20 protein-coding genes and 1 riboswitch are annotated in these 19,953 nt (G+C 33.2%); of the genes, 7 read left to right on the forward strand and 13 right to left on the reverse strand.

All coding sequences use genetic code 11. The annotated features are described in order from the left end of the window. Positions 1-3 precede the first annotated feature (3 nt). Complete coding sequence (locus FHK87_RS08205) at positions 4-879, reverse strand: flavin reductase family protein (protein ID WP_140592728.1); 876 nt, start codon at positions 877-879, stop codon at positions 4-6. A gap of 298 nt (positions 880-1,177) precedes the next feature. Here FHK87_RS08205 and FHK87_RS08210 point away from each other — a divergent pair, with 298 nt between their 5' ends. Both FHK87_RS08210 and FHK87_RS08215 read left to right on the forward strand, forming a co-directional pair. Continuing rightward, entirely contained in the window at positions 1,178-2,365 is a 1,188-nt protein-coding gene (locus FHK87_RS08210) for a sensor histidine kinase (protein WP_140592197.1), read from the forward strand. A gap of 104 nt (positions 2,366-2,469) precedes the next feature. Then, positions 2,470-2,862, forward strand: a complete 393-nt coding sequence (locus tag FHK87_RS08215) for a hypothetical protein (protein WP_140592198.1) — start codon at positions 2,470-2,472, stop codon at positions 2,860-2,862. Positions 2,863-2,865: 3 nt separating this feature from the next. On the opposite strand, the gene FHK87_RS08220 is transcribed toward FHK87_RS08215, so the two are convergent. The 3 genes from FHK87_RS08220 to greA form a co-directional block, all read right to left on the reverse strand. Then, positions 2,866-3,276: an acyl-CoA thioesterase gene (locus tag FHK87_RS08220; protein WP_140592199.1), complete on the reverse strand. Its 411-nt coding sequence runs from the start codon at positions 3,274-3,276 to the stop codon at positions 2,866-2,868. A 2-nt stretch (positions 3,277-3,278) separates the two neighbouring features. Further along, positions 3,279-3,668, reverse strand: a complete 390-nt coding sequence (locus FHK87_RS08225; protein WP_140592200.1) for an HIT family protein — start codon at positions 3,666-3,668, stop codon at positions 3,279-3,281. Between the two features lie 128 nt (positions 3,669-3,796). Continuing rightward, positions 3,797-4,273: a transcription elongation factor GreA gene (greA, locus tag FHK87_RS08230; protein WP_140592201.1), complete on the reverse strand. Its 477-nt coding sequence runs from the start codon at positions 4,271-4,273 to the stop codon at positions 3,797-3,799. Positions 4,274-4,484: 211 nt separating this feature from the next. On the opposite strand from greA, the gene FHK87_RS08235 reads away from it, so the two are divergent. Beyond that, positions 4,485-4,919, forward strand: coding sequence for a hypothetical protein (locus FHK87_RS08235; RefSeq protein WP_140592202.1), 435 nt, complete (start codon positions 4,485-4,487; stop codon positions 4,917-4,919). A gap of 124 nt (positions 4,920-5,043) precedes the next feature. Beyond that, entirely contained in the window at positions 5,044-5,502 is a 459-nt protein-coding gene (locus FHK87_RS08240) for a hypothetical protein (RefSeq protein WP_140592203.1), read from the forward strand. Positions 5,503-5,532: 30 nt separating this feature from the next. Here FHK87_RS08240 and thiH read toward each other — a convergent pair whose 3' ends face one another. The 7 genes from thiH to thiS form a co-directional block, all read right to left on the reverse strand. After that, positions 5,533-6,642: a 2-iminoacetate synthase ThiH gene (gene thiH, locus FHK87_RS08245; RefSeq protein ID WP_140592204.1), complete on the reverse strand. Its 1,110-nt coding sequence runs from the start codon at positions 6,640-6,642 to the stop codon at positions 5,533-5,535. A 74-nt stretch (positions 6,643-6,716) separates the two neighbouring features. After that, the gene (locus FHK87_RS08250; RefSeq protein WP_140592205.1) at positions 6,717-7,499 is read right to left on the reverse strand and encodes a thiazole synthase; all 783 of its coding nucleotides are present in this window, start codon (positions 7,497-7,499) and stop codon (positions 6,717-6,719) included. Positions 7,500-7,511: 12 nt separating this feature from the next. Then, positions 7,512-8,216, reverse strand: a complete 705-nt coding sequence (locus FHK87_RS08255; protein ID WP_140592206.1) for a thiamine phosphate synthase — start codon at positions 8,214-8,216, stop codon at positions 7,512-7,514. Positions 8,217-8,275: 59 nt separating this feature from the next. Then, positions 8,276-9,040 (reverse strand): hydroxymethylpyrimidine/phosphomethylpyrimidine kinase, encoded by a 765-nt coding sequence (locus FHK87_RS08260; protein ID WP_140592207.1) that lies wholly within the window; start codon positions 9,038-9,040, stop codon positions 8,276-8,278. A gap of 62 nt (positions 9,041-9,102) precedes the next feature. Continuing rightward, positions 9,103-9,702 carry a thiamine phosphate synthase gene (locus tag FHK87_RS08265; RefSeq protein ID WP_140592208.1) on the reverse strand — a complete coding sequence of 200 codons (600 nt, stop codon included), beginning with the start codon at positions 9,700-9,702 and terminating at the stop codon, positions 9,103-9,105. Between the two features lie 141 nt (positions 9,703-9,843). Beyond that, positions 9,844-11,703: a phosphomethylpyrimidine synthase ThiC gene (thiC, locus tag FHK87_RS08270; protein ID WP_140592209.1), complete on the reverse strand. Its 1,860-nt coding sequence runs from the start codon at positions 11,701-11,703 to the stop codon at positions 9,844-9,846. Positions 11,704-11,758: 55 nt separating this feature from the next. Beyond that, on the reverse strand, positions 11,759-11,980 hold the full coding sequence (gene thiS, locus FHK87_RS08275; RefSeq protein ID WP_226294149.1) for a sulfur carrier protein ThiS: 222 nt from the start codon (positions 11,978-11,980) through the stop codon (positions 11,759-11,761). 52 nt (positions 11,981-12,032) lie between these two features. Beyond that, positions 12,033-12,131, reverse strand: a riboswitch (TPP riboswitch). Between the two features lie 348 nt (positions 12,132-12,479). Between thiS and FHK87_RS08280 the strand changes: the two genes are divergently transcribed. Further along, positions 12,480-13,526 carry a succinylglutamate desuccinylase/aspartoacylase domain-containing protein gene (locus FHK87_RS08280; RefSeq protein WP_140592210.1) on the forward strand — a complete coding sequence of 349 codons (1,047 nt, stop codon included), beginning with the start codon at positions 12,480-12,482 and terminating at the stop codon, positions 13,524-13,526. Between the two features lie 84 nt (positions 13,527-13,610). On the opposite strand, the gene FHK87_RS26150 is transcribed toward FHK87_RS08280, so the two are convergent. Beyond that, positions 13,611-13,775, reverse strand: a complete 165-nt coding sequence (locus FHK87_RS26150; protein WP_226294150.1) for a hypothetical protein — start codon at positions 13,773-13,775, stop codon at positions 13,611-13,613. A 281-nt stretch (positions 13,776-14,056) separates the two neighbouring features. Between FHK87_RS26150 and FHK87_RS08285 the strand changes: the two genes are divergently transcribed. Together FHK87_RS08285 and FHK87_RS08290 are read left to right on the forward strand one after the other, a co-directional pair. Further along, the gene (locus tag FHK87_RS08285) at positions 14,057-14,860 is read left to right on the forward strand and encodes a hypothetical protein (RefSeq protein WP_140592211.1); all 804 of its coding nucleotides are present in this window, start codon (positions 14,057-14,059) and stop codon (positions 14,858-14,860) included. 76 nt (positions 14,861-14,936) lie between these two features. Then, positions 14,937-17,183 (forward strand): hypothetical protein, encoded by a 2,247-nt coding sequence (locus FHK87_RS08290; RefSeq protein ID WP_140592212.1) that lies wholly within the window; start codon positions 14,937-14,939, stop codon positions 17,181-17,183. 274 nt (positions 17,184-17,457) lie between these two features. On the opposite strand, the gene FHK87_RS08295 is transcribed toward FHK87_RS08290, so the two are convergent. Next, positions 17,458-19,686 (reverse strand): TonB-dependent receptor, encoded by a 2,229-nt coding sequence (locus FHK87_RS08295; RefSeq protein WP_140592213.1) that lies wholly within the window; start codon positions 19,684-19,686, stop codon positions 17,458-17,460. Positions 19,687-19,953 lie beyond the last annotated feature (267 nt).

Consider the following 19,953-nt stretch of genomic DNA (forward strand, 5'->3'; position numbering starts at 1 on the left):
ATATTATTGTTTTGCTGCTAAAATATTCCATGCTGTATCTATGTCATTTTGATCTAAATACAGTTTCACAAATTTATGAATTTCTATTAGATCACCTTGTTCAATTTTATCTTTAATATCAATATGTTTATCAACAAATATCCTTGCATCGTCATATTCAGGCATACTTTCTACATTAGCCAATTTTCCTAAATCATTACCTGTAAAAATCTTACTATTCTTGATTTCTTCAGGAAGAGCATCTATACCTATACCCATAGTTCTTAGTGGCTTAGGCACTTCAAACATTCCTAGGTTTGCTCTAGTATACCAGTTGCCTCCCATACGTGCAACCTGGTCAATTTTATGTTGATCTATACTTTCGTTTTCATCCAAAATATCTTTATTGATATGTATCAACAGAACTTCGCATATTACTAGGTTTCCTGCACCACCTTCTTCTCCCATAGGTATAATTTGGTTTACCTTACATTCAAACTGAACAGGAGATTCTCCAACTCTATATGGCTTCACTTTTTCTGAAGAAACCATTGTTAACCCTGATTTAACAAACTCATTTACTCCATTGGCATATTCTGTACTAGAGAGAGACATTTGTTGTACGATATCATAATTAACAATATTAATCACTACTTCTTCTGTAGATTTAGCATTTTCAAGAGTATGCTTTGTTGTATTATCTCTTACTCTTCTAGAAGGAGAAAATATAAGTATTGGTGGATTTGCACTAAAAATATTAAAAAAACTAAAAGGAGATAAGTTTGGATTATTATCCTTATCAATGGTACTTGCAAAAGCTATAGGTCTTGGTCCTACAGCACCTAGAAGTATCCCATGCAGTTTTCCGGTGCTAATTTGTTTTGGATCAACAGTAATCATATTTTTCTTCATATATTTTGACAAATATAACCAAAGTTTAGCTTGATAAATAGATATAAAATATGATTTAATCTTGTATTATGTTTATAATATTGATGAGCTATTTTCTAGATTAGAATTGACTATTATCAATGTATTAATGACTACAAAAACCAACTGTTTTTACTTAATATCAAGTTAAAATGTGTCATTTATACAACTATCTGTTGTTAATTGCTGGATGATTTATCTTCAAACAAGTTTTTATTCACAATAAAACTATATTTTAACGTTATATTTTAAGATTTAGTTAACAAATATGAATTTTTCAGACGAACGTCATTTTTCTAGTTATTTCATTATTATAGCAGTTCTGGTGATCACAGGACTTGTTTTGTGGAATACATCACTTTTTATGCAACGTCTTAAAGATGATGAGCGTACAAAAATTCAAATATGGGCACAATCACAAAAAGCGTTGAATAGCGAACAGTCTGACGATTATCTTGAATTATCAATTGTTATAGGAGCGACAAACAAATCTATCCCTATCATCATTACCGACTCTAATGGAAATTTTATTCGAGATTCTCTAGGTAAACCTGATCATAGCTATTTTCAGAATATTGCTACAAATGTTCTGGATAGTGAAAGTAAACTTAAGTCTTTTCTAAAGAAATTAAAATCTGAAAATAAACCTATAAAATTAGATCTCAAAGAGACCGAGCAATATATATATTATGGTAATTCTGATATTTTAAATAAATTGAAGTACTATCCAATGACAATTGCTATCATCATATTTTTATTGATTGGTGTGATCTATTTCTTTTTTACCACGTCTAAAGCTAGTGAACAAAATAAATTGTGGGCAGGTATGGCTAAAGAAACCGCCCATCAAATCGGTACACCCTTATCTTCTTTGGTGGGATGGAACGAGATCTTGAAAGCAGAAAATGTTGATCCCGATTATATTAAAGAAATTGATAAAGATATCGAGAGACTCAAAGTAATTACAGAGCGTTTCTCTAAAATTGGTTCAATTCCAAATCTAGAAGAATTAGATATTGTAAAAGAAACTCAAAACGCATATACATATCTTCAATCCAGAAGCTCAAAACTGATCAACTTTTCTCTTGATTTGCCCGACAAGCCTATTTCTGTATCGCTCAATTCTCAATTATATGGTTGGACAATCGAAAACCTGGTAAAAAATGCTATTGATGCTATGAGAGGAAAAGGAGATTTAAAAATTGACCTTACTGATGATGCCAAAAGAGTTTTTATAAGAATTAAAGATACCGGAAAAGGAATTCCTAAAAGTAAGTTTACTAAAATTTTTGAACCGGGTTATACCTCAAAAAGTCGTGGTTGGGGCCTCGGACTCTCTCTAGCCAAAAGAATCATTGAAGAATACCACTTAGGAAAAATCAAAGTCCTAAAATCTGATATTGGCAAAGGGACTACTTTTCAAATTACACTTCGCAAATCGGGTGTAACTATCTAAAGTTAACACCCATCCAAAAACCACAATATTTCATCTAAATTTATGACCAAGTATTTGGTAAATAATTCTTAAAATATAAGAATGCTTTTTTCAAAACGTTATTTATGATACATAACCAAAATAAAATAACGTTGGAAACTGAGTATATTATTCTAAAAGAAACTCCACTCACTAATAATTGTCCCGAGTGTTATTCTAAAGACGGTATGGTGTTATCTTTTAAGCAAAAAAGGTCAAAATCAAGATTTTTGATTAAAACCGATAAAAAAATTGTAGAAAGTATTCAATGCCATAAATGTGAAAGTACAATTTTTCCTGGTCAGTGGACATTAGATATAGAACGTGTTTATGATTATCATAAAAAAACGATCACAAAAGAACCTGGTTCTATGAAATTTACAGGACTTTTTTATGCATTGTTAGTTCTATCTATCCTTGTATTTGTAAGTGGTTACCTGTTCTTATATCAACCACAACTTATAGGGTTAGGAGTATAAAAATTAGTATTTTTTCATAATTGCTCTCAAATCGTTTGTAATACTAAATGTTTTATTTGTATTAAAGTTGAAGCATACTGCAACATCATGACCTTCTGCACAAAGTACATTGTCATCGTTAAACAACTTGTGATATAACCCAAAACTAGAATTCTTTATAAATTCAACTTTTGTTTTTATGACAACATTCCCCGGAAAAAATAATGGATTTTTAAAATCACAATGTGTAGAAACAAGCATTGGACCTTTTTTAGTCTCTTGATAAAGTTTAGATAATCCTGTCACTTCCCAAAATTGAACACGTGCACTTTGCATGTACTTCATAAAGTTTACATTATTAACATGCTGATAGGTATCCATCTCACTCCAATCTATCCGGAGAGTGAGAGACAATTTAAACTCTGATTCAAGCATCGCTATAAATTTGATTGAATCTTCTTTACCAGCGCCTCAAATTCTTCTGGAGACATCTTTACTTTATGCTGAAAAGTCATGTCCTTCATTTCGTTAATAGGAATCAAGTGTACATGTACGTGAGGTATTTCTAATCCTACTACTGCTATCCCTACCCGTTTGCAAGCGACTGCTTTTTCTAAAGCCAAAGCTACTTTTCTAGAGAAACGCATAAGGTCTACATACAAATCTTCTTCTAGATCAAAAATCTTATCTTCTTCTTTTTTAGGAATACACAGTGTATGTCCTTGCGCATTTGGATTGATATCTAAAAAAGCATAAAACTTTTCATCTTCTACAATCTTATATGACGGTACTTCGCCATTTACAATTTTAGTAAATAGGGTAGGCATTTAAACAAAAATTAGCTGGTTTACGATGTGGAAATATAGTTTATTTATCTGTAAGTCTAAACTATAAAACCCTCTTTTTAAAAATTAAAAAGAGGGTTTTTATTTTTTTTGATAAAAAATAGCGTGTTTTATTCTCTTGAGATTTCTAAAACATCAAACTTCATCACTCCATTTGGCACTTTTATTTCGGCTATTTCTCCTGCACTTTTTCCTAGTAGACCTTTACCAATAGGAGAATCTACAGATATTTTTCCTGTTTTTAAATCCGCTTCACTTTGTGCCACTAGTTTATATACCATCTCTGCACCATTCGTCTGGTTTTTGATCTTCACAGTAGAATGTATCAATGCTTTTGAGGTATCTAATTGAGATTCGTCTATAATACGCGCATTTGCTAAGGTCTCTTCTAATTTAGAAATTCTCATTTCTAATAATCCCTGAGCTTCTTTTGCGGCATCATACTCAGCATTTTCACTTAAATCTCCTTTATCTCTAGCTTCTGCTATTGCTTGAGAAGCTTTTGGACGTTCAATGTCTTTAAGAAGACTTAGTTCATCTCTTAATTTTTTTAACCCCTCTGCAGTATAATAAGATACTTTGCTCATAACTTCATCGTTTATATAAATACAAAAAATCCCATTGCGAATGGGATCGTAATTCAAATATAGCAAAAAATTTACTGAAGATCATAAATTTGAGCAATTTGGTAAAACAATAACTTTTATTAGTAAACACAAAGTTAAAAACCTTTTTTGAAGCATGTTATTGATTAATTTAGCGCTTTACATGCTTTTTTGAAAAGAAAAACAAAAATCTATGAAGAATATATTGCTGATCATGAGTCTTTTTTTAGTTGTAGCTTGTAGTAGCGACGATAACAATCAAAGAAACCCTAATTTGCCCAATCAATCGTTTACTGTTCAGATCAACCTTGATCTACCTCAATATGTAGAATTAAGAGCACCAGGAGGTATCACTGTTGATCGTGCAAATGGCCGAGGCATCAGAGGGCTTATTATATACAGACAAAACATTGACCAGTTTTTTGCTTATGAGCTTAGTGACCCTAATATTCCTCTAAGTGATTGTTCTGCATTAGATGTACAAGCAACAAGGGCTTTGTCCAACTGTGGTAATGATAATGAATATGACATTCCTTCTTTTGGACAACAAGTTAAGGGAGAGGGTGGTTTGCCTTTATTGTCTTATAGCGTCTCTAGAAATGGTAACAATCTAACCATTAGCAACTAAAATCTTTATCTATACTATTACGAAAACACAGATAACTAAATAAAGTTTATTATACATAGTAAAAAAAGCCTTAAGCAACCTTTTTGTTATAATATCATCTATTTGATAGTAAAATCAAACACAAATGAAAAAGGTTACTTTACTTATTGTTTTACTAATTAGTATATTGGGTTGTAGTGATGACGATAATCTACGTTTGGAAAACGAAACGGTAGTAGGAAAATGGAACCTGAGTAAAGTCATAAACAATTCTCTTGGGGGAATGTCTGAACCTGACCCTAATCAAACACATTCTTATGTATTTGATAACGATGGTACGTTTCAAAGAATTGCCATCGAAGATAAAGTACGTAACGAACTTAGAGGAGAATATGTATTGGTGGATACCGATGAAAGTTATGAAGTAGAAAGCCCTGAAATTCTTACACTTATCAAGCTAACGTATGCGCCGGATGTTGTGTTTTTTAATTGTGGCGCCTTACCTGATAATCAACAGCTTTTGATACTTACTACAGACAACGTATTAAAAAATGAACTCGAAGGGATTTGTGATGGAAATTCTTTTCTATACACAAAGCAATAGCGCCAAGCTAGTATACTAAAAGAGTACGTTTCAACTCCAATGATCCCAATCTTTCCAAACTACTTCTAGCCCTTTATTTTTTAGCATGGCTACAACTTCTTCGGTAGGTCTTTCGTCTGAAATCTCAAATTGTTCTAAAGATTGAGGCTCTACAACATAGCCTCCGGGATTTGTTTTGGATTCTGCACTTATAGAAGTGATCCCTAAATGAACAATATGCTCTCTAAAAATCTCACTTTCGCGAGTAGACATTGATAACTCTAAGTCTTCATCCAATAGGCGAAAAGCACATATCAACTGAACTAAATCTGCATCTGTCATGGCTACTTTTGGCTCTAATCCGCCACTATGCGGTCTTAATCTGGGAAATGAAATAGAATATTTGGTTTTCCAATATGTTTTTTGAAGATATTTGAAATGTAAAGCTGTAAAAAAACTATCTGCTCTCCAATCTTCTAATCCAAACAAAGCTCCTAGTCCAATCTTATGTATTCCGGCTTTTCCTAATCGATCAGGAGTTTCTAATCTATATTCAAAATTTGATTTTCTACCTTTAGGATGATGTTTTTTATATTCACTTTTATTATAGGTTTCTTGATATACCAAAACAGCGTATAAACCACTTTTGATAAGGGTTTCATAATCATTTTGGTCAAGCGGTTGAACTTCGATTGTGATATTGGCAAATTCTGATTGTATCAGTTGTATAGCATGATCAATATAAGATACTCCTACTGTCTTATTAGCCTCTCCGGTTACTAGAAGAATATGATTGTATCCTTTGGATTTTAGATAGGCTACTTCTTTAAGAATCTCTTGATCTGTTAATGTTCTTCTTGGGATTTTATTTGTCATACTAAAACCACAATACGTACATATGTTTTGGCATTCGTTACTCAAATACATAGGCGCATACATTTGTATGGTGTTACCAAAACGTTTTTTGGTCAATTGACTGCTCACTTGTGCCATGCGTTCCAAATATGGTTTTGCTGCCGGAGAAATCAAAGCTTTGAAGTCCTCTAAATCTCTTTTGGAAGTAGTAAGTGCCTGTATAACATCTTTTTCAGTTTTTGAAAGAATACTTGATAATATATCGTTCCAATCATACTGGTCATATGTGTCTTTGAATGTGGTCATTATTCCTTTAGCTTTTAGTTTTTAGTATTTGGCTACCTGTTTTTACTTTATTCAGCTATTGGCTAAAAAGCTTATCAGTTAATAGCTCTATCCGTCAAAAAGCTTGTTAATGGGCTACTGGCATCTGCATGCGTTTGGATTGGTGCTAATTTTGCATTATATGCCATTCGACCTGCTTTTACTGCCATCTTAAAGGCTTTTGCCATGGATACAGGGTCTTGAGAAACTGCAATTGCAGTATTTACCAAGACAGCATCTGCGCCAATTTCCATAGCATGAGCTGCATGAGAAGGGCTACCGATACCTGCATCTACAATAACAGGTACAGTGCTTTGATCTATAATAATATCTAGAAATTCTAATGTTTTTAATCCTTTATTACTTCCAATTGGTGCGCCTAGTGGCATCACACACTGCGTTCCTACCTCTTCTAATCTTTTGCATAGTACCGGATCTGCATGAATATAAGGCATAACTACAAAACCGAGTTTTACTAACTCTGCTGCAGCTTTTAAAGTTTCTATAGGATCAGGAAGCAAGTATTTAGGATCAGGATGTATCTCGAGCTTAATCCAATTGGTTTCTAAAGCTTCTCTTGCCAGCTGCGCTGCAAAAATAGCCTCTTTTGCATCTCTTACTCCAGAGGTATTGGGTAATAAGTGTATATTTTTATGATCCAGATGATTTAAAATGTCATCTTCATCATTATGTACATCCACACGTTTTAAAGCAACCGTTACCAACTCACTCTCCGAAGCCAGCAATGCATTTTTCATTAGTAAAGAGGAGCTGAATTTTCCTGTTCCTGTAAATAAACGAGAAGAAAATTCTCTATCTGCAATTGTTAAGGTATCCATAAATTTAATGTACTAGTAATATGCCATTATCAGCATCTTTATATCCTGTATTTTTTGCTTTAAATCAGAAGTATGCGTTAGCAATCCAGAAGCAGCAATCCCTTTGAATCCTAATCTGAAAATACTATCGATATCGTTTTGTGTAATGCCTCCGATTGCCACGATTGGAACGCTACGGTGCACTTCTCTTTTCAACTTCTCTATCGTTTTTTTATATCCTTCAATTCCTAATATTGGGCTTAGGTTTTTTTTGGTCGTAGTGTGTCTAAAAGGCCCTAGACCGATATAATCCACTCCATTTCGTATATGTTGTGCGCAATCTTCGGCGGTATTGGCTGTACCTCCAATAATATAATCATCTCCCAGAATATCTCTGGCTTCTTCTACACACATATCTTTTTTGCCCAGATGTACGCCATCTGCCATGGCTACTTTTGCCACACTTACATCATCGTTCACAATAAAGGTTGCCTGATACGCATCACAAATATTTCTAGCTTCTATAGCTGTGTGTATATAGGTTGCTAAATCTTCTTCTTTGATACGTAACTGCACCCATTTACATCCTGCTTCACAAACTTTCTTGATATTTTGTAGATGTTCTTGTGGTGTTTCGCCCTGAGAAATATATTGTAGGCTAAACCGCTCATTACTCAGTAATGATGATTTTAGCAGTTTTGGGCTTCTTGTTAATTTAGACTCTTTTTCCTTTGCCATTTTTTGATGTATTCACATTTTAGTTTACCTCCCTTATTATTCTTAATGTTATGTTCCCTTCACATTTTATGATAACCTAATAAGGTATCATTAGAACTTAATATTTTCTCTGTATACCGTTTTGCCTTAAGGCATGATTTTAATAATGGATACCCTAACGCTAGATATGTGGTGATCGCAGATGAAAGTACACAGCCGCTACCATGTTTTTCTGAACATTTATTTCCTTTGGGGTTTAGGATATAATGTTTTCCTGTTGTTGTAAACAGCTCATCTTTACCAATAGCATCTTCTCTATGTCCTCCTTTTAAAAACAGATGAGTTCTACAAGATATATGTTTGATAGCCTCATCAATGGTTTGATCGGGGTATAGCATTTGTATCTCTTTGTAATTAGGAGTAATAAGATGTATTTTTTCTAAAATTTTATCAAACTCATGATTCAACTCTTTATCCTGATCAGGGTTCTGAAATGCATATGCTGTACTTGACTTTAAAACCGGATCCAGAATAATTTTAATATTTTGAACCTTATCCAGTATATGGTCAATGATAAAATGAAGCGTTTTCCAGTTTTTAACAACCCCTATTTTTACAAATGATATTGTAAAGCGTTCTAAAATACTATCCAATTGTTCTTTAATAATATCTTTGTTTACCCAATCACAAGATAAAAATTTGATATCATTCTGAATTGTATTTGCTGTACAGACAGCTACACCATATCCTTTTAGGGATTCTATGGTTTTGATATCTGCCAAAATACCAGCCCCTCCCGAGGGGTCGAATCCTGCAATTGTAAGTATATTTGGCCGATTTTTCATTTGTATTCAGTGTTTAGTTCACCTGCTTGTTGTTCTATTGTTTGTAATCGCCTTTAATATGATCAGACAGACACGTTTTGATATACTGCCTGAATTTTGTTGAAGTTTGCTAAAGGATCTTCAGCATTCCATATTCCTCCAAGTACACCAACACCTTTGAATCCAAGATTAAAAGTAGCTTGCAGCGTTTTTTCATTAATGCCTCCCATACCTATTACATATTCATCAAGGTCAGTTACATCAAACCCTTTACCCTCATAACCCACTTTTGAAATAGAACTAAACACCGGACTCAGCAATACATACTCAAACTTACCTTTGCACGCTACAATATCTTCTTTACTATGAAAAGAACTCGATACTTTCAGGTTTTTGTTTGCATATACTTTTAAAGTCACATCTAAGGCATCTCCTAAATCTAATCGGGGTTGTTCCTGTAAATGAATCCCTCTTAGCGCATACTCTTGAGTCAATTCGTGAAATTGATGTAACATTATCCTATCATAGTATTTTGGTTCGATTTGATCTAATAGTGCTCGATACCCATCGACACTAAAATTAGGTTTACGCAGATGTAATCGTTGTAACCCTTCTTTAAACAAAGCGTTAATTTGGTCAGCTTCGTGATCTAATTCTTTTTCTGAGGTAAGTATTATCAACATTCTATGTGTATACTAATTTCTTTACGTTTTCTAGCCCCGATTGCAACGGCATCCTTATTTGTGGTTTTAGAACCACAAATAAGATACAGTGAAAAGCGGGAAACAACTCCTAATTAACATAATATATTTATAAAGCAAGGGCTATAAATACACTTCGCTTCCTTTTTCTTTGAACTCTTCTGCTTTTTCTTTCATACCGGTTTCTATCGCCTTTTCGTTTTCGATTTCTTTTTGTGCTGCATAGTCTCTTACCTCTTGAGAGATTTTCATAGAACAAAATTTTGGTCCGCACATGCTACAAAAGTGTGCAATTTTTGCTCCCTCTGCCGGTAAGGTCTCGTCATGGTATTCTCTAGCTCTTTCCGGGTCTAAAGACAGGTTAAATTGATCTTCCCATCTGAACTCGAATCTGGCTTTGCTCAAGGCATCATCTCTGTGTTGTGCTCCGGGATGCCCTTTTGCCAAATCTGCGGCATGTGCTGCGAGTTTGTATGTAATTACTCCTGTACGCACATCTTCTTTATTAGGTAATCCCAAATGCTCTTTTGGTGTTACATAACACAACATTGCTGTACCATACCAACCGATCATAGCAGCACCAATACCCGAAGTAATGTGATCATATCCGGGTGCTATATCTGTGGTCAGAGGTCCCAATGTATAAAATGGTGCTTCTCCACAAGCTTCGAGTTGTTTATCCATATTAGCCTTGATCATATGCATCGGTACGTGACCGGGACCTTCGATAAAGGTTTGTACATCATGTTTCCATGCGATTTTGGTAAGTTCTCCCAATGTTTCGAGTTCTGCAAATTGTGCTTCGTCATTAGCATCTGCAATACAACCTGGTCGAAGCCCATCTCCTAGTGAAAAAGCTACATCATACGATTTCATGATCTCACAAATTTCTTCGAAGTGGGTGTATAAAAAGCTTTCTTTGTGATGTGCCAAACACCATTTTGCCATGATTGACCCTCCTCTAGAGACAATACCTGTAATTCGTTTTGCGGTCATTGGTACATAGGCTAATCGTACTCCGGCATGAATCGTAAAGTAATCTACCCCTTGTTCTGCCTGCTCGATAAGCGTATCTTTAAAAATCTCCCAAGTGAGATCTTCTGCTTTTCCGTTTACTTTTTCTAATGCTTGATAGATCGGCACTGTTCCTATTGGTACCGGTGAGTTGCGTATGATCCATTCTCTGGTTTCATGAATATTTTTTCCTGTAGATAGATCCATAATATTGTCTGCTCCCCAACGGCATGCCCAAACCGCTTTTTCTACTTCTTCTTCTATACTTGAGGTGGTGGCAGAGTTACCAATATTAGCATTTATTTTTACCAAAAAGTTTCTTCCTAAGATCATAGGTTCACTCTCGGGGTGATTGATGTTTGAAGGGAGTACTGCTCTACCTCTTGCGATTTCATCTCTTACAAACTCTGGTGTAATCACATCAGGGATGCTTGCTCCAAAATCTTGCCCTGGGTGTTGTTTTGCCAATCGTTTGGCTTCTTGTATTTTTTGGTTTTCGCGAATGGCTACATATTCCATCTCGGGGGTAATGATTCCTTTTTTTGCATAATACATCTGAGAAACATTAAGTCCTTTTTTGGCTCTTTTAGGTTTCTTAATATGATTAAATCGTAAGTGGTCTAAATTGGCATCATTTAATCTTTGATTGCAATACACAGAAGAAAACTCGTCTAATTCTTCTACATCTCCGCGGTCAAGAACCCATTGTTCTCGTATGCGTTCTATACCATCGTGTATATTGATTGTTTTTGAAGGATCTGTATAAGGCCCACTGGTATCATAAACCGTTACAGGTTGATTGGTTGTTTTTTTACCCGTCATACTATCAACTGTATCGTTGAGGGTAATCTCTCTCATCCCCACTTTGATCTGAGGATGGATCGTACCGGGAACGTATATTTTTTGAGAATTAGGGAAAGGCGTTGTACTAATGGTATGATCTTGTGGAGCTGTATCTTTTTTTTTCATATCTGTGTGTTTTGCGTTTTTGTTGTGTGCTGATGCTCTAATTATTTTCTACTCTCTATCCTCCTTGTGTTGCTTTGATAATCGTAATATTGTCTTGATCACAAATAAGAGTTGTATCCCACTGCTCTTTGGTAATGATATGATTATTAATCGCTATGGCAATACCGTTTGTAGCAATATCAAGATTTGCTAATAGATGTTGTATAGAACAATTATCTGGGATCGTTTGGGATTGATGGTTTACGTTTACGGTCATTCTTAAAAAAATTTGATCCATAAACTTTAGGTAGTATACGCCTATATACTAAAGAAGAAACACATATCTTATTGATATGAGTTTGACTTTTCCCTTCGTCGGTACTAACCGCATCAGGTTCAAAGGGTATTTCTCAGACCTTATTATAAAAAGGTCACCCCTAAAGTTTATATAAGGCTTAAAGGTAATAAATCTTAAGCTGAAAAATGCATATAATATTTATTTTCATGGTTTTGATGTGTTGATATATCCAATACAATGAAGTCATCTTGATTTTTTCTATTCTCTAAAAAATGGTTAAAGTCAGTTAATATATCGTTACTTTTTTTGTCTGCATCGCTGCTATACACTTCAAAAAAGCCTTATTTGCCCACGTTTTATATGATTTTTGCTAAAAACAAAAAGTCAAGATGACTTCAATATTTTTAGCACACTTATTCTAAAAACAATTATCTTTAATGATTTTTAAAAATACTAACAATCGTTATTACTAAGGTTGCTAACACAAATCATGAATAAAATGCGAACACTATATTTGACCTTATTGATGTTTGTTGTGACACATGCTATCTCAGCTCAAAATATCTTTCAAAAAGCGTTTAATACCAACTCTAGATCGACGAAAGAGAACATCAATATAAAACTATCTGATGATCAAGGAAATTTAGGAAACTTGCCTGTTTCTGTCATAAAAGGTGAAGAGGAAGGTCCCGTTTTCACAATTATTGCGGGTGTTCATGGTTTTGAATATCCACCAATAATAGCAATACAAAAAATTATAAAGGAGATTGACATCTCACAACTTAAAGGGACTTTAATCATTATTCCTATAGCGAATAAAGCTTCATTTTTTAACAGAACACCTTTTATTAATCCTCAGGACCAAAAAAATTTAAATAATGCATTTCCTGGTAATAAGAATGGTAGCATTACGGAACAAATTGCGCATTTTATAACTACTAATATTATTCCTGTAAGCGATGTTTTTCTCGATGTTCATGGAGGAGATGCCTGCGAAGATTTAATTCCTTTTGTATGTTATTATAATAATCAGAAAAAGCCGGATCAAACTGCTTTAGCCAAAAAACTTTCTGAAAACAGTGGATTTCAATACGTTGTATCGTACCCATATACGATTTCTGATACAGAACCTGCAAAATATACATTCAAACAAGCTGTTCAAGACGGTAAAACAGCTCTAAGCATTGAATGTGGTAAGTTAGGCAATGTGCAGAAAAGCAATGTAGAGTTGATTAAGAAAGGAGTATATAATATGCTTTCTACTATGAATATGTATACTAAAGGAACAGGTCCTCACCCAAAACTAATTTATCGAAATAGTCAAGATTATATCAAGTCTAAAGTTCAAGGAATTTTTTATAGTGAATATAAAGCAGGTGATACTGTTAGTAAAGGCGATAGTATTGGCTATACTACAGATGAGTTTGGAAATGTACTTGAAGAATACACAGCTTCAAAAGATGGCATCGTTTTATATATGTTAGCAACACCACCTGTAGATGTTAATGATACGATTATGTGTATCAGTTCTTTTGAGAAAAATTAAAAAATTTGGCATACAGAATATTCAATACTTTCCAGAAGGGTCAACCGAGTCATCTCCCTTTCTTTGGGCATGAATTTTATACAATTATTTTCGTTTACTCAGCATTACAAAAACAACTGCAATCATTAAGAATCCAACACCGGTAATTACAGGTGGATTGATAATATTTTCTCTCTGTAGTCCTAAATATGTAATCATTATTGATAGAATACATAAGGTAATAGCGGCAAATATTAGAATAGATTTCATCGTATAAGTTTTAAGTGTATTGTGTGAGTATTTATATTCTCTAAAATATAAATCATTGGCGTAAAAGACAATATAACTTATAGCATTATCAGTCTTATATGTCACGTTACAAAACCAAAAACTTTCGTGATTTTATTTTTGCCAACCAATCTTTTATCAGTAAAATGTTTTAGAATCATAAATGACCTTAGACTCTACATAGGTTTTATCCATTAGATTAAGTAAGTCTATAATAAAATATAGCTTCCTTTTTAGGTTCATCAAATTTGTTATATTTAAATATGAAATACTATTCTATAAAGACTATTTTAATAGTTATACTCTCTTTTTTTATTTTCAACTCGAGCTCGGGACAAGAGTTAAAAAAAGAACATAAAGATGTTGTTTTAATATTTGTAAACTGTATTAAAAATCATAATCTCGAAAAATTACAAAATTTAATCTCATATCCACTTAAGAGAGAATATCCATTGCCCGATATAAAAGATGAAACCGATTTTATCAACTGGTATAGCGAGGTTTTTGATGATCACCTGATAAACGAAATTATAAAGTCAAACTTAGATAAGGATTGGTCTGCTGTTGGTTGGAGAGGAATAATGCTAAACAACGGAACGCTTTGGCTGGATTATGAAGGAAAATTACTTGGTGTGAATTATCAATCTGATGCAGAACGCACCAAAATAAAAAAGTTGATTGAAATCGACAGAAGCTCAGTTCATCAAACCTTAAAAAAGTATAGACAACCAGTAATAATATTAGAAACAAAAAAATTTAGAGTTAGAATAGATGAATTAGAAAATGAGACATATAGATATGCTTCTTGGTCAATTAACTCAAAGATGAGCGAAAAGCCTGATTTAATAATCAAAAGCAGGAAATTGTTTTTTGAAGGTAGCGGAGGAAATCATAGGTATGAATTTAATAATGGAAATTATAAATACGTATGCTCAATAAATATTATCGGCGCAATGGATACACCACCAGCAGACTTATTAATTTATGAAAATGAAAAAGAAATACTATCCCAACCTGCTCAAATTGTCAACTACTTCGAGTCAGACACAAAAAATATAGGTAAGTAAATATCTTTGAAGTTTTAAAACAAGCCTCGAAGTACGTAAATCTCGATAATCGAGTAAAAAAATAAATGTATCACTTATGCTTATCAAAAAACAACAACTTTCACTTATACTGTTTATCACTTCAATTGTAGCAATCACAGCACAAAACAAAACTATCTATTACGGAACACCTAATGCTGGCGGAGCTCAATTACATGTGAATGAAGACAATACATATGATATTATACTAGAAAAAGGCAGTCATGACAAGATAAAAATTAAAGATGAAGAATACCTATTCTTGTATAATATTGGTCATGAGCATGAGGGATTTAAAATAACTGAAAACTCTACAAGAGCAAAGACTGATAGTATTACAATCCATTTTATGCGCCGAAATATATCTTCAAGTATTAGTGATATTCAGGACGTTTATTTGGGTTACAAAACCAAATCAGATACTAATTTTAAGTACGTAAATCTATGCTACGAGACACTCTTATTCAACACTAAAGATATTGTGCCTTTTGACTTTAACGGAACATTAAATATTACAATTCCAAGGGCAGAAGAGATACAATTAATCTTAAAGAAAGATCAATTTCACAGAGATCAGTTTAAACTATCCCCAAATACAAGTAATGTATATGTTGATTATCGATACATATACAACAAAGGCAACATCGATAATAACTCAAAACTTGTCATAGCAGAAATTAATACCGAAGGGGGATTAAAAATTAACAAGAAAGTACTTTCTACAAAAAATTTACCTGCTAAACCTGTAAAAAGAATAGCTTCTGATTCGTTTCCTAATTGGAAAATACCTTTTTCGATAAAAAAAGAAGTCTACAAAAAATTTAATAACCCAAAGTTTAAATATCAACCTGTTACTACAATTAGTCCATCTAGTAGAGAAGAAAAACACAAAGAATTCAACAACCTAAACGAAGCTATAGCTACATTAAAAAGTGATGATTCTAAAGTATTATTAGTATTTAATTCTCTTTTAGGGAATAATGACATACATGATTTTCATTTCATTTTTGATCGAATTCACAGAAATGCTAAACTTGACTACCTATCAGATTATCATCTTGATCGATATTTACTTTATTATTTAAAGCCTGACGATTTAAACGAATTAAAAAAATACAAGCAGGGAAGTATCAACGAAGTGCTTGCTTTTAATAGTGATCTAGATATTATATACGAAGAAAACATAAGTGCGAATATTTTCTATAGAAAATACAATTCTATGACCGAAGAATTATCTCATGATATCCTAGCAACCAACGCGTTGCATCGGTTTAAGAAAAAAATCGACAATAAAACAATAACTGCCAAAGATTTTCTGGAGCTAGGACAATGGAGAGACCATAGTTTTATAGAAGAGGCTATAGAAAAAAGACCAAAAGACGAATCAGATATTCTTATCGAATCTACTATTGATGTTGTTGAACCTAGTAGAAAAAAAGATACCAGATTTAAAACTAAAATTAAATTCAACTGTCCCAAAATTAGTTATACGCAAATTAATAAAGAACTTAAAACATTAATTAAAAAACATAAGCAAGACCAATCTTTGGATCCGGATTTTGCAGAATTAGCTTTTGATTTTATATCGTATTATCCATTTTTTAAAACCATTTCAGGAGCAAAAGGAAGTTATGACTCTAGTCGAGAACATTATGAGTTTTGTTTATACCTGTCACGTTTCCCTATAGAGACATCAAAAATTCAAAATGAACATACTAAGAGTATAGAAGACCATTTTTTTGTAATCAAAGAAATATTAAAAAGGGAAGGAACCAAAAAAGAGTATCCTGAAATAGTAATCCCTACTTTTGAAAATTTAATCCAACTTGACGAGTATAAATTTCATACCATTTTTATCTATTATTTTGATCTATTTAATCAAAGTAAATTGACTTATAATGATTTTAATACTCTCTTCAAAGAGATAGCGCCTTTAACCGAAAATTATAATGAACAAATAAAATCTTTTTATGATGATTGTCATTGTCCATATATAGATGATTTAAAATATTATATAACAGCATTGAGTAATGCAATGGCCTGGAAAGTAGTAACGGAAAATAACAATGACAAAACACTTTTATTAAAAGCTTTAGAATGGTCCAAACTCACTGCAGAAGTATCTCCTGAAAGTCATTTTTATACAGATACATATGCACATCTAGAGTATTTTTTAGGAAATAAAGAACGTGCGATCGAATTAGAATCAAAAGCTATAGAGCTTGCAACAAGTAATAATCATAAAAACCTAGAAGAGTACAAAAAAACCTTAGAAAAAATTAAAACAGGCACACTCAAATACTAAAGACACATTTTATGATGACCTGAATGGTTCAATTACATTTTTAAGCTTATATCAATACAATATATAACGAACAAATGAATCTCTATAACAAAGGTATTTATAAATTCTATCTCGTTGACAGATATATCTTTACAAAAACACCTGTCTATATCATCTAATCAACTACTTCGTAGTAAGCCTACGAAGTATAGATAAATGAATAACTTTTGAAATTTTAAAGCAAGCCTCAGCGTGTTTAATCAAGTAGAATCAATACTCAAAAAATAAAATACTCTTAAAACTTCAAAGTTGCTCCTACAAGAAAATTAATCCCTGCCTGTGGATAAAATCCTTTAAAATATTGAGTTCTAAAACCTGTAGGGCTTTGATTATCTTCTATATCTCCTAATGCAAATGAAAACCCATTAGATTCATATTCTACATCAAAGATATTATTGACCAGACCTGTAAGTACAATAGATTTGAATACAGGTATATTCTTAATTTCGTAAACAATGTTAAGGTCATTTACAAAGAAAGAATCTAATACAAGTTCGTCATTGCCTAGATTACTAAGGTGTTGTTCTCCTACAAATTTAGACAGGAAACCGACTTGTAACCCTTTTACCGGTGGTTGATATATCAGCATGTTTCCGGCTACAACCTCTGGCGAAAAAGAAATATCTGTCTCTCCCAAATTAGCAAGTACTCCATCTACAGGAGCTACAAAATCTTTGTTTTTGTTTGTACTCAAAGCTATATTAGGTTTGATCGATAGGCTTTCTAATAATTTTATTTCTGCATCTACCTCTAACCCCAATCGATAGCTTTCTCCACTTGTGGCTCGTATAGGATTACCGACATCATCCAGTGCTCCTGTTAGTACTAATTGATCTCTATACCACATATAATAAATATTGGTATTTACAATAGTATTATTTTTGGTAAATCGCCATCCTAATTCTATATCATCAAGTTGCTCTGGAGTAGTAATCCCATTTTCAAAATCATCTCTTCTAGGTTCTCTATTTGCTCTTGCATATGATGCATATAGTTGATGATTGGTATTGATTTGAAATGTCGCTCCAAATTTTGGATTAAAAAAATTAAAGTCTTCATCAACATCCAATTGAACACGCGCAGAGGTTAATCCTGAAATCTCGTGAGTCACAAAACGTCCTTGCAGATCTAAAAACGCACTCCATTGATCATTAATTCTATAGGTTGTTTTACCAAAAACAGTAAATTCATTTTTGATTCCGTTACCAGAATAATAGCGGTCACCACTTTGAAACCCTATTGGGTTTTCTGACCAGATAATTTCTCCAAAATGATCCCCATCATAATGGCTGTAAAAAGCCCCAAAGTCAATATCAAAATTATTGTCTTTGTAATTTGCAGAGGCATTGATCACATAAAAATCATTGTCTAACCACCGTCTTCGTATGTAATCCGTTTGAGTAACTTCCTGCCCATTAACAGTTACAGGATCTACCCCTAGAAATGAGAGTGTTGCCTGATCAGAGAACAAAACATTCTCAAAATACCATTCATCCACATATTGTTCAAAAAAACCACGACCATAGGTATAGTTAAGGCCAAGATTTGTTGACCAATTGTTATTGTATTTCTGATTCCAGTGTAATTGATAATGATCTTGTTTATAATCATCAACTTCATTCCCGTAGAATCCTTCTAGATTACCCTCAGCATCATATTGAAAACCAATAGGATTAAAACGTCTATTGGTATTCAACGTTTCTTCATCAATACCGTTCCAGGATTGGTACGTGATATTGTGCCCGCCAAAAGTAACAGCTTTGATCAACGTGTTATCATCTAAATAAGCTCCTTGTAAAAAATATGATTTTAAATCCGCAAAGGCACGATCTACATACCCATCTGATGAGATTGCAGATAAACGCCCTGCAATTTCTATATGGTCATTAAGCAACCCTGTACTGAATTTTACATTATGTCTTCTTGTACCAAAAGAACCAAAAGAATTAGAGATTTCTGCATTGGCTGTTTCTGATACCGCATCGGTAAGCAGGTTTAAACTTGCTCCAAAAGCTCCAGAGCCATTTGTAGAAGTTCCCACTCCTCGTTGTAATTGTAAATCTTGTATCGAAGAAGCAAAATCGGGAAGATTAACCCAAAACGTACCTTGACTTTCTGCATCATTAAAGGGAATTCCATTTAAGGTAACATTTACTCTAGAGGCATCACTACCTCTTACCCTAATATAAGTATACCCTATCCCTGTGCCTGCATCTGTTGTCGATACAACTCCTGGCAAATAATTTAGTAAAATAGGAATATCCTGTCCTAGATTACGGGTCGCTAACTCTTCTTTAGATAAATTAGAATGTGTAATTGGTGAATCTGCTTCTACCCTTACTGATTTAATCAAAACCTCATCAAGGACTTCTGCAGGATTATTCAAAGAATCTTTTTGTTGTTCTTGGCTCCAATTTGTGAAGCTTGTCAAAAAAACAACTAAACATAGTATATTATTTTTCATTCGTAGATGGTGTTACGAATAAAAGGGGTAATTATTCTAAAGTTAAATTAAATATTTGATGGTTTATCAACAACTTTCACATACCATTTTTATCATATCAGCTGCATAGTAAAACATCTGGCTCCTCGCTTAAAAATGCCTACAAAACATTTTTATTAATGCTCGGCCCTCCCTTGGCAGCATTACCTGCCCAGGTTCATTGGGTATGATCTCAGCCTTTTTAAGTTTTGGAATTAAGATTTTGGAAGTAGAAGAATAATGTTTTTA

Source organism: Aquimarina algicola, assembly GCF_006443095.1.
In the GTDB taxonomy this organism is placed as follows: domain Bacteria; phylum Bacteroidota; class Bacteroidia; order Flavobacteriales; family Flavobacteriaceae; genus Aquimarina; species Aquimarina algicola.

What these genes read in the sequence shown, in the direction of transcription:
- FHK87_RS08220 (WP_140592199.1), bottom strand. Translation starts at nt 3,276, where the DNA reads ATGCTTGAATCAGAGTTTAAATTGTCTCTCACTCTCCGGATAGATTGG.
- FHK87_RS08255 (WP_140592206.1), bottom strand. Translation starts at nt 8,216, where the DNA reads ATGGCAAAGGAAAAAGAGTCTAAATTAACAAGAAGCCCAAAACTGCTA.
- FHK87_RS08265 (WP_140592208.1), bottom strand. Translation starts at nt 9,702, where the DNA reads ATGTTGATAATACTTACCTCAGAAAAAGAATTAGATCACGAAGCTGAC.
- FHK87_RS08215 (WP_140592198.1), top strand. Translation starts at nt 2,470, where the DNA reads ATGATACATAACCAAAATAAAATAACGTTGGAAACTGAGTATATTATT.
- greA (WP_140592201.1), bottom strand. Translation starts at nt 4,273, where the DNA reads ATGAGCAAAGTATCTTATTATACTGCAGAGGGGTTAAAAAAATTAAGA.
- FHK87_RS08290 (WP_140592212.1), top strand. Translation starts at nt 14,937, where the DNA reads ATGCTTATCAAAAAACAACAACTTTCACTTATACTGTTTATCACTTCA.
- FHK87_RS08225 (WP_140592200.1), bottom strand. Translation starts at nt 3,668, where the DNA reads ATGCCTACCCTATTTACTAAAATTGTAAATGGCGAAGTACCGTCATAT.
- FHK87_RS08285 (WP_140592211.1), top strand. Translation starts at nt 14,057, where the DNA reads ATGAAATACTATTCTATAAAGACTATTTTAATAGTTATACTCTCTTTT.
- thiC (WP_140592209.1), bottom strand. Translation starts at nt 11,703, where the DNA reads ATGAAAAAAAAAGATACAGCTCCACAAGATCATACCATTAGTACAACG.
- thiS (WP_226294149.1), bottom strand. Translation starts at nt 11,980, where the DNA reads ATGGATCAAATTTTTTTAAGAATGACCGTAAACGTAAACCATCAATCC.
- FHK87_RS08210 (WP_140592197.1), top strand. Translation starts at nt 1,178, where the DNA reads ATGAATTTTTCAGACGAACGTCATTTTTCTAGTTATTTCATTATTATA.
- FHK87_RS08205 (WP_140592728.1), bottom strand. Translation starts at nt 879, where the DNA reads ATGATTACTGTTGATCCAAAACAAATTAGCACCGGAAAACTGCATGGG.
- FHK87_RS26150 (WP_226294150.1), bottom strand. Translation starts at nt 13,775, where the DNA reads ATGAAATCTATTCTAATATTTGCCGCTATTACCTTATGTATTCTATCA.
- thiH (WP_140592204.1), bottom strand. Translation starts at nt 6,642, where the DNA reads ATGACCACATTCAAAGACACATATGACCAGTATGATTGGAACGATATA.
- FHK87_RS08260 (WP_140592207.1), bottom strand. Translation starts at nt 9,040, where the DNA reads ATGAAAAATCGGCCAAATATACTTACAATTGCAGGATTCGACCCCTCG.
- FHK87_RS08235 (WP_140592202.1), top strand. Translation starts at nt 4,485, where the DNA reads ATGAAGAATATATTGCTGATCATGAGTCTTTTTTTAGTTGTAGCTTGT.
- FHK87_RS08240 (WP_140592203.1), top strand. Translation starts at nt 5,044, where the DNA reads ATGAAAAAGGTTACTTTACTTATTGTTTTACTAATTAGTATATTGGGT.
- FHK87_RS08250 (WP_140592205.1), bottom strand. Translation starts at nt 7,499, where the DNA reads ATGGATACCTTAACAATTGCAGATAGAGAATTTTCTTCTCGTTTATTT.
- FHK87_RS08280 (WP_140592210.1), top strand. Translation starts at nt 12,480, where the DNA reads ATGCGAACACTATATTTGACCTTATTGATGTTTGTTGTGACACATGCT.
- FHK87_RS08295 (WP_140592213.1), bottom strand. Translation starts at nt 19,686, where the DNA reads ATGAAAAATAATATACTATGTTTAGTTGTTTTTTTGACAAGCTTCACA.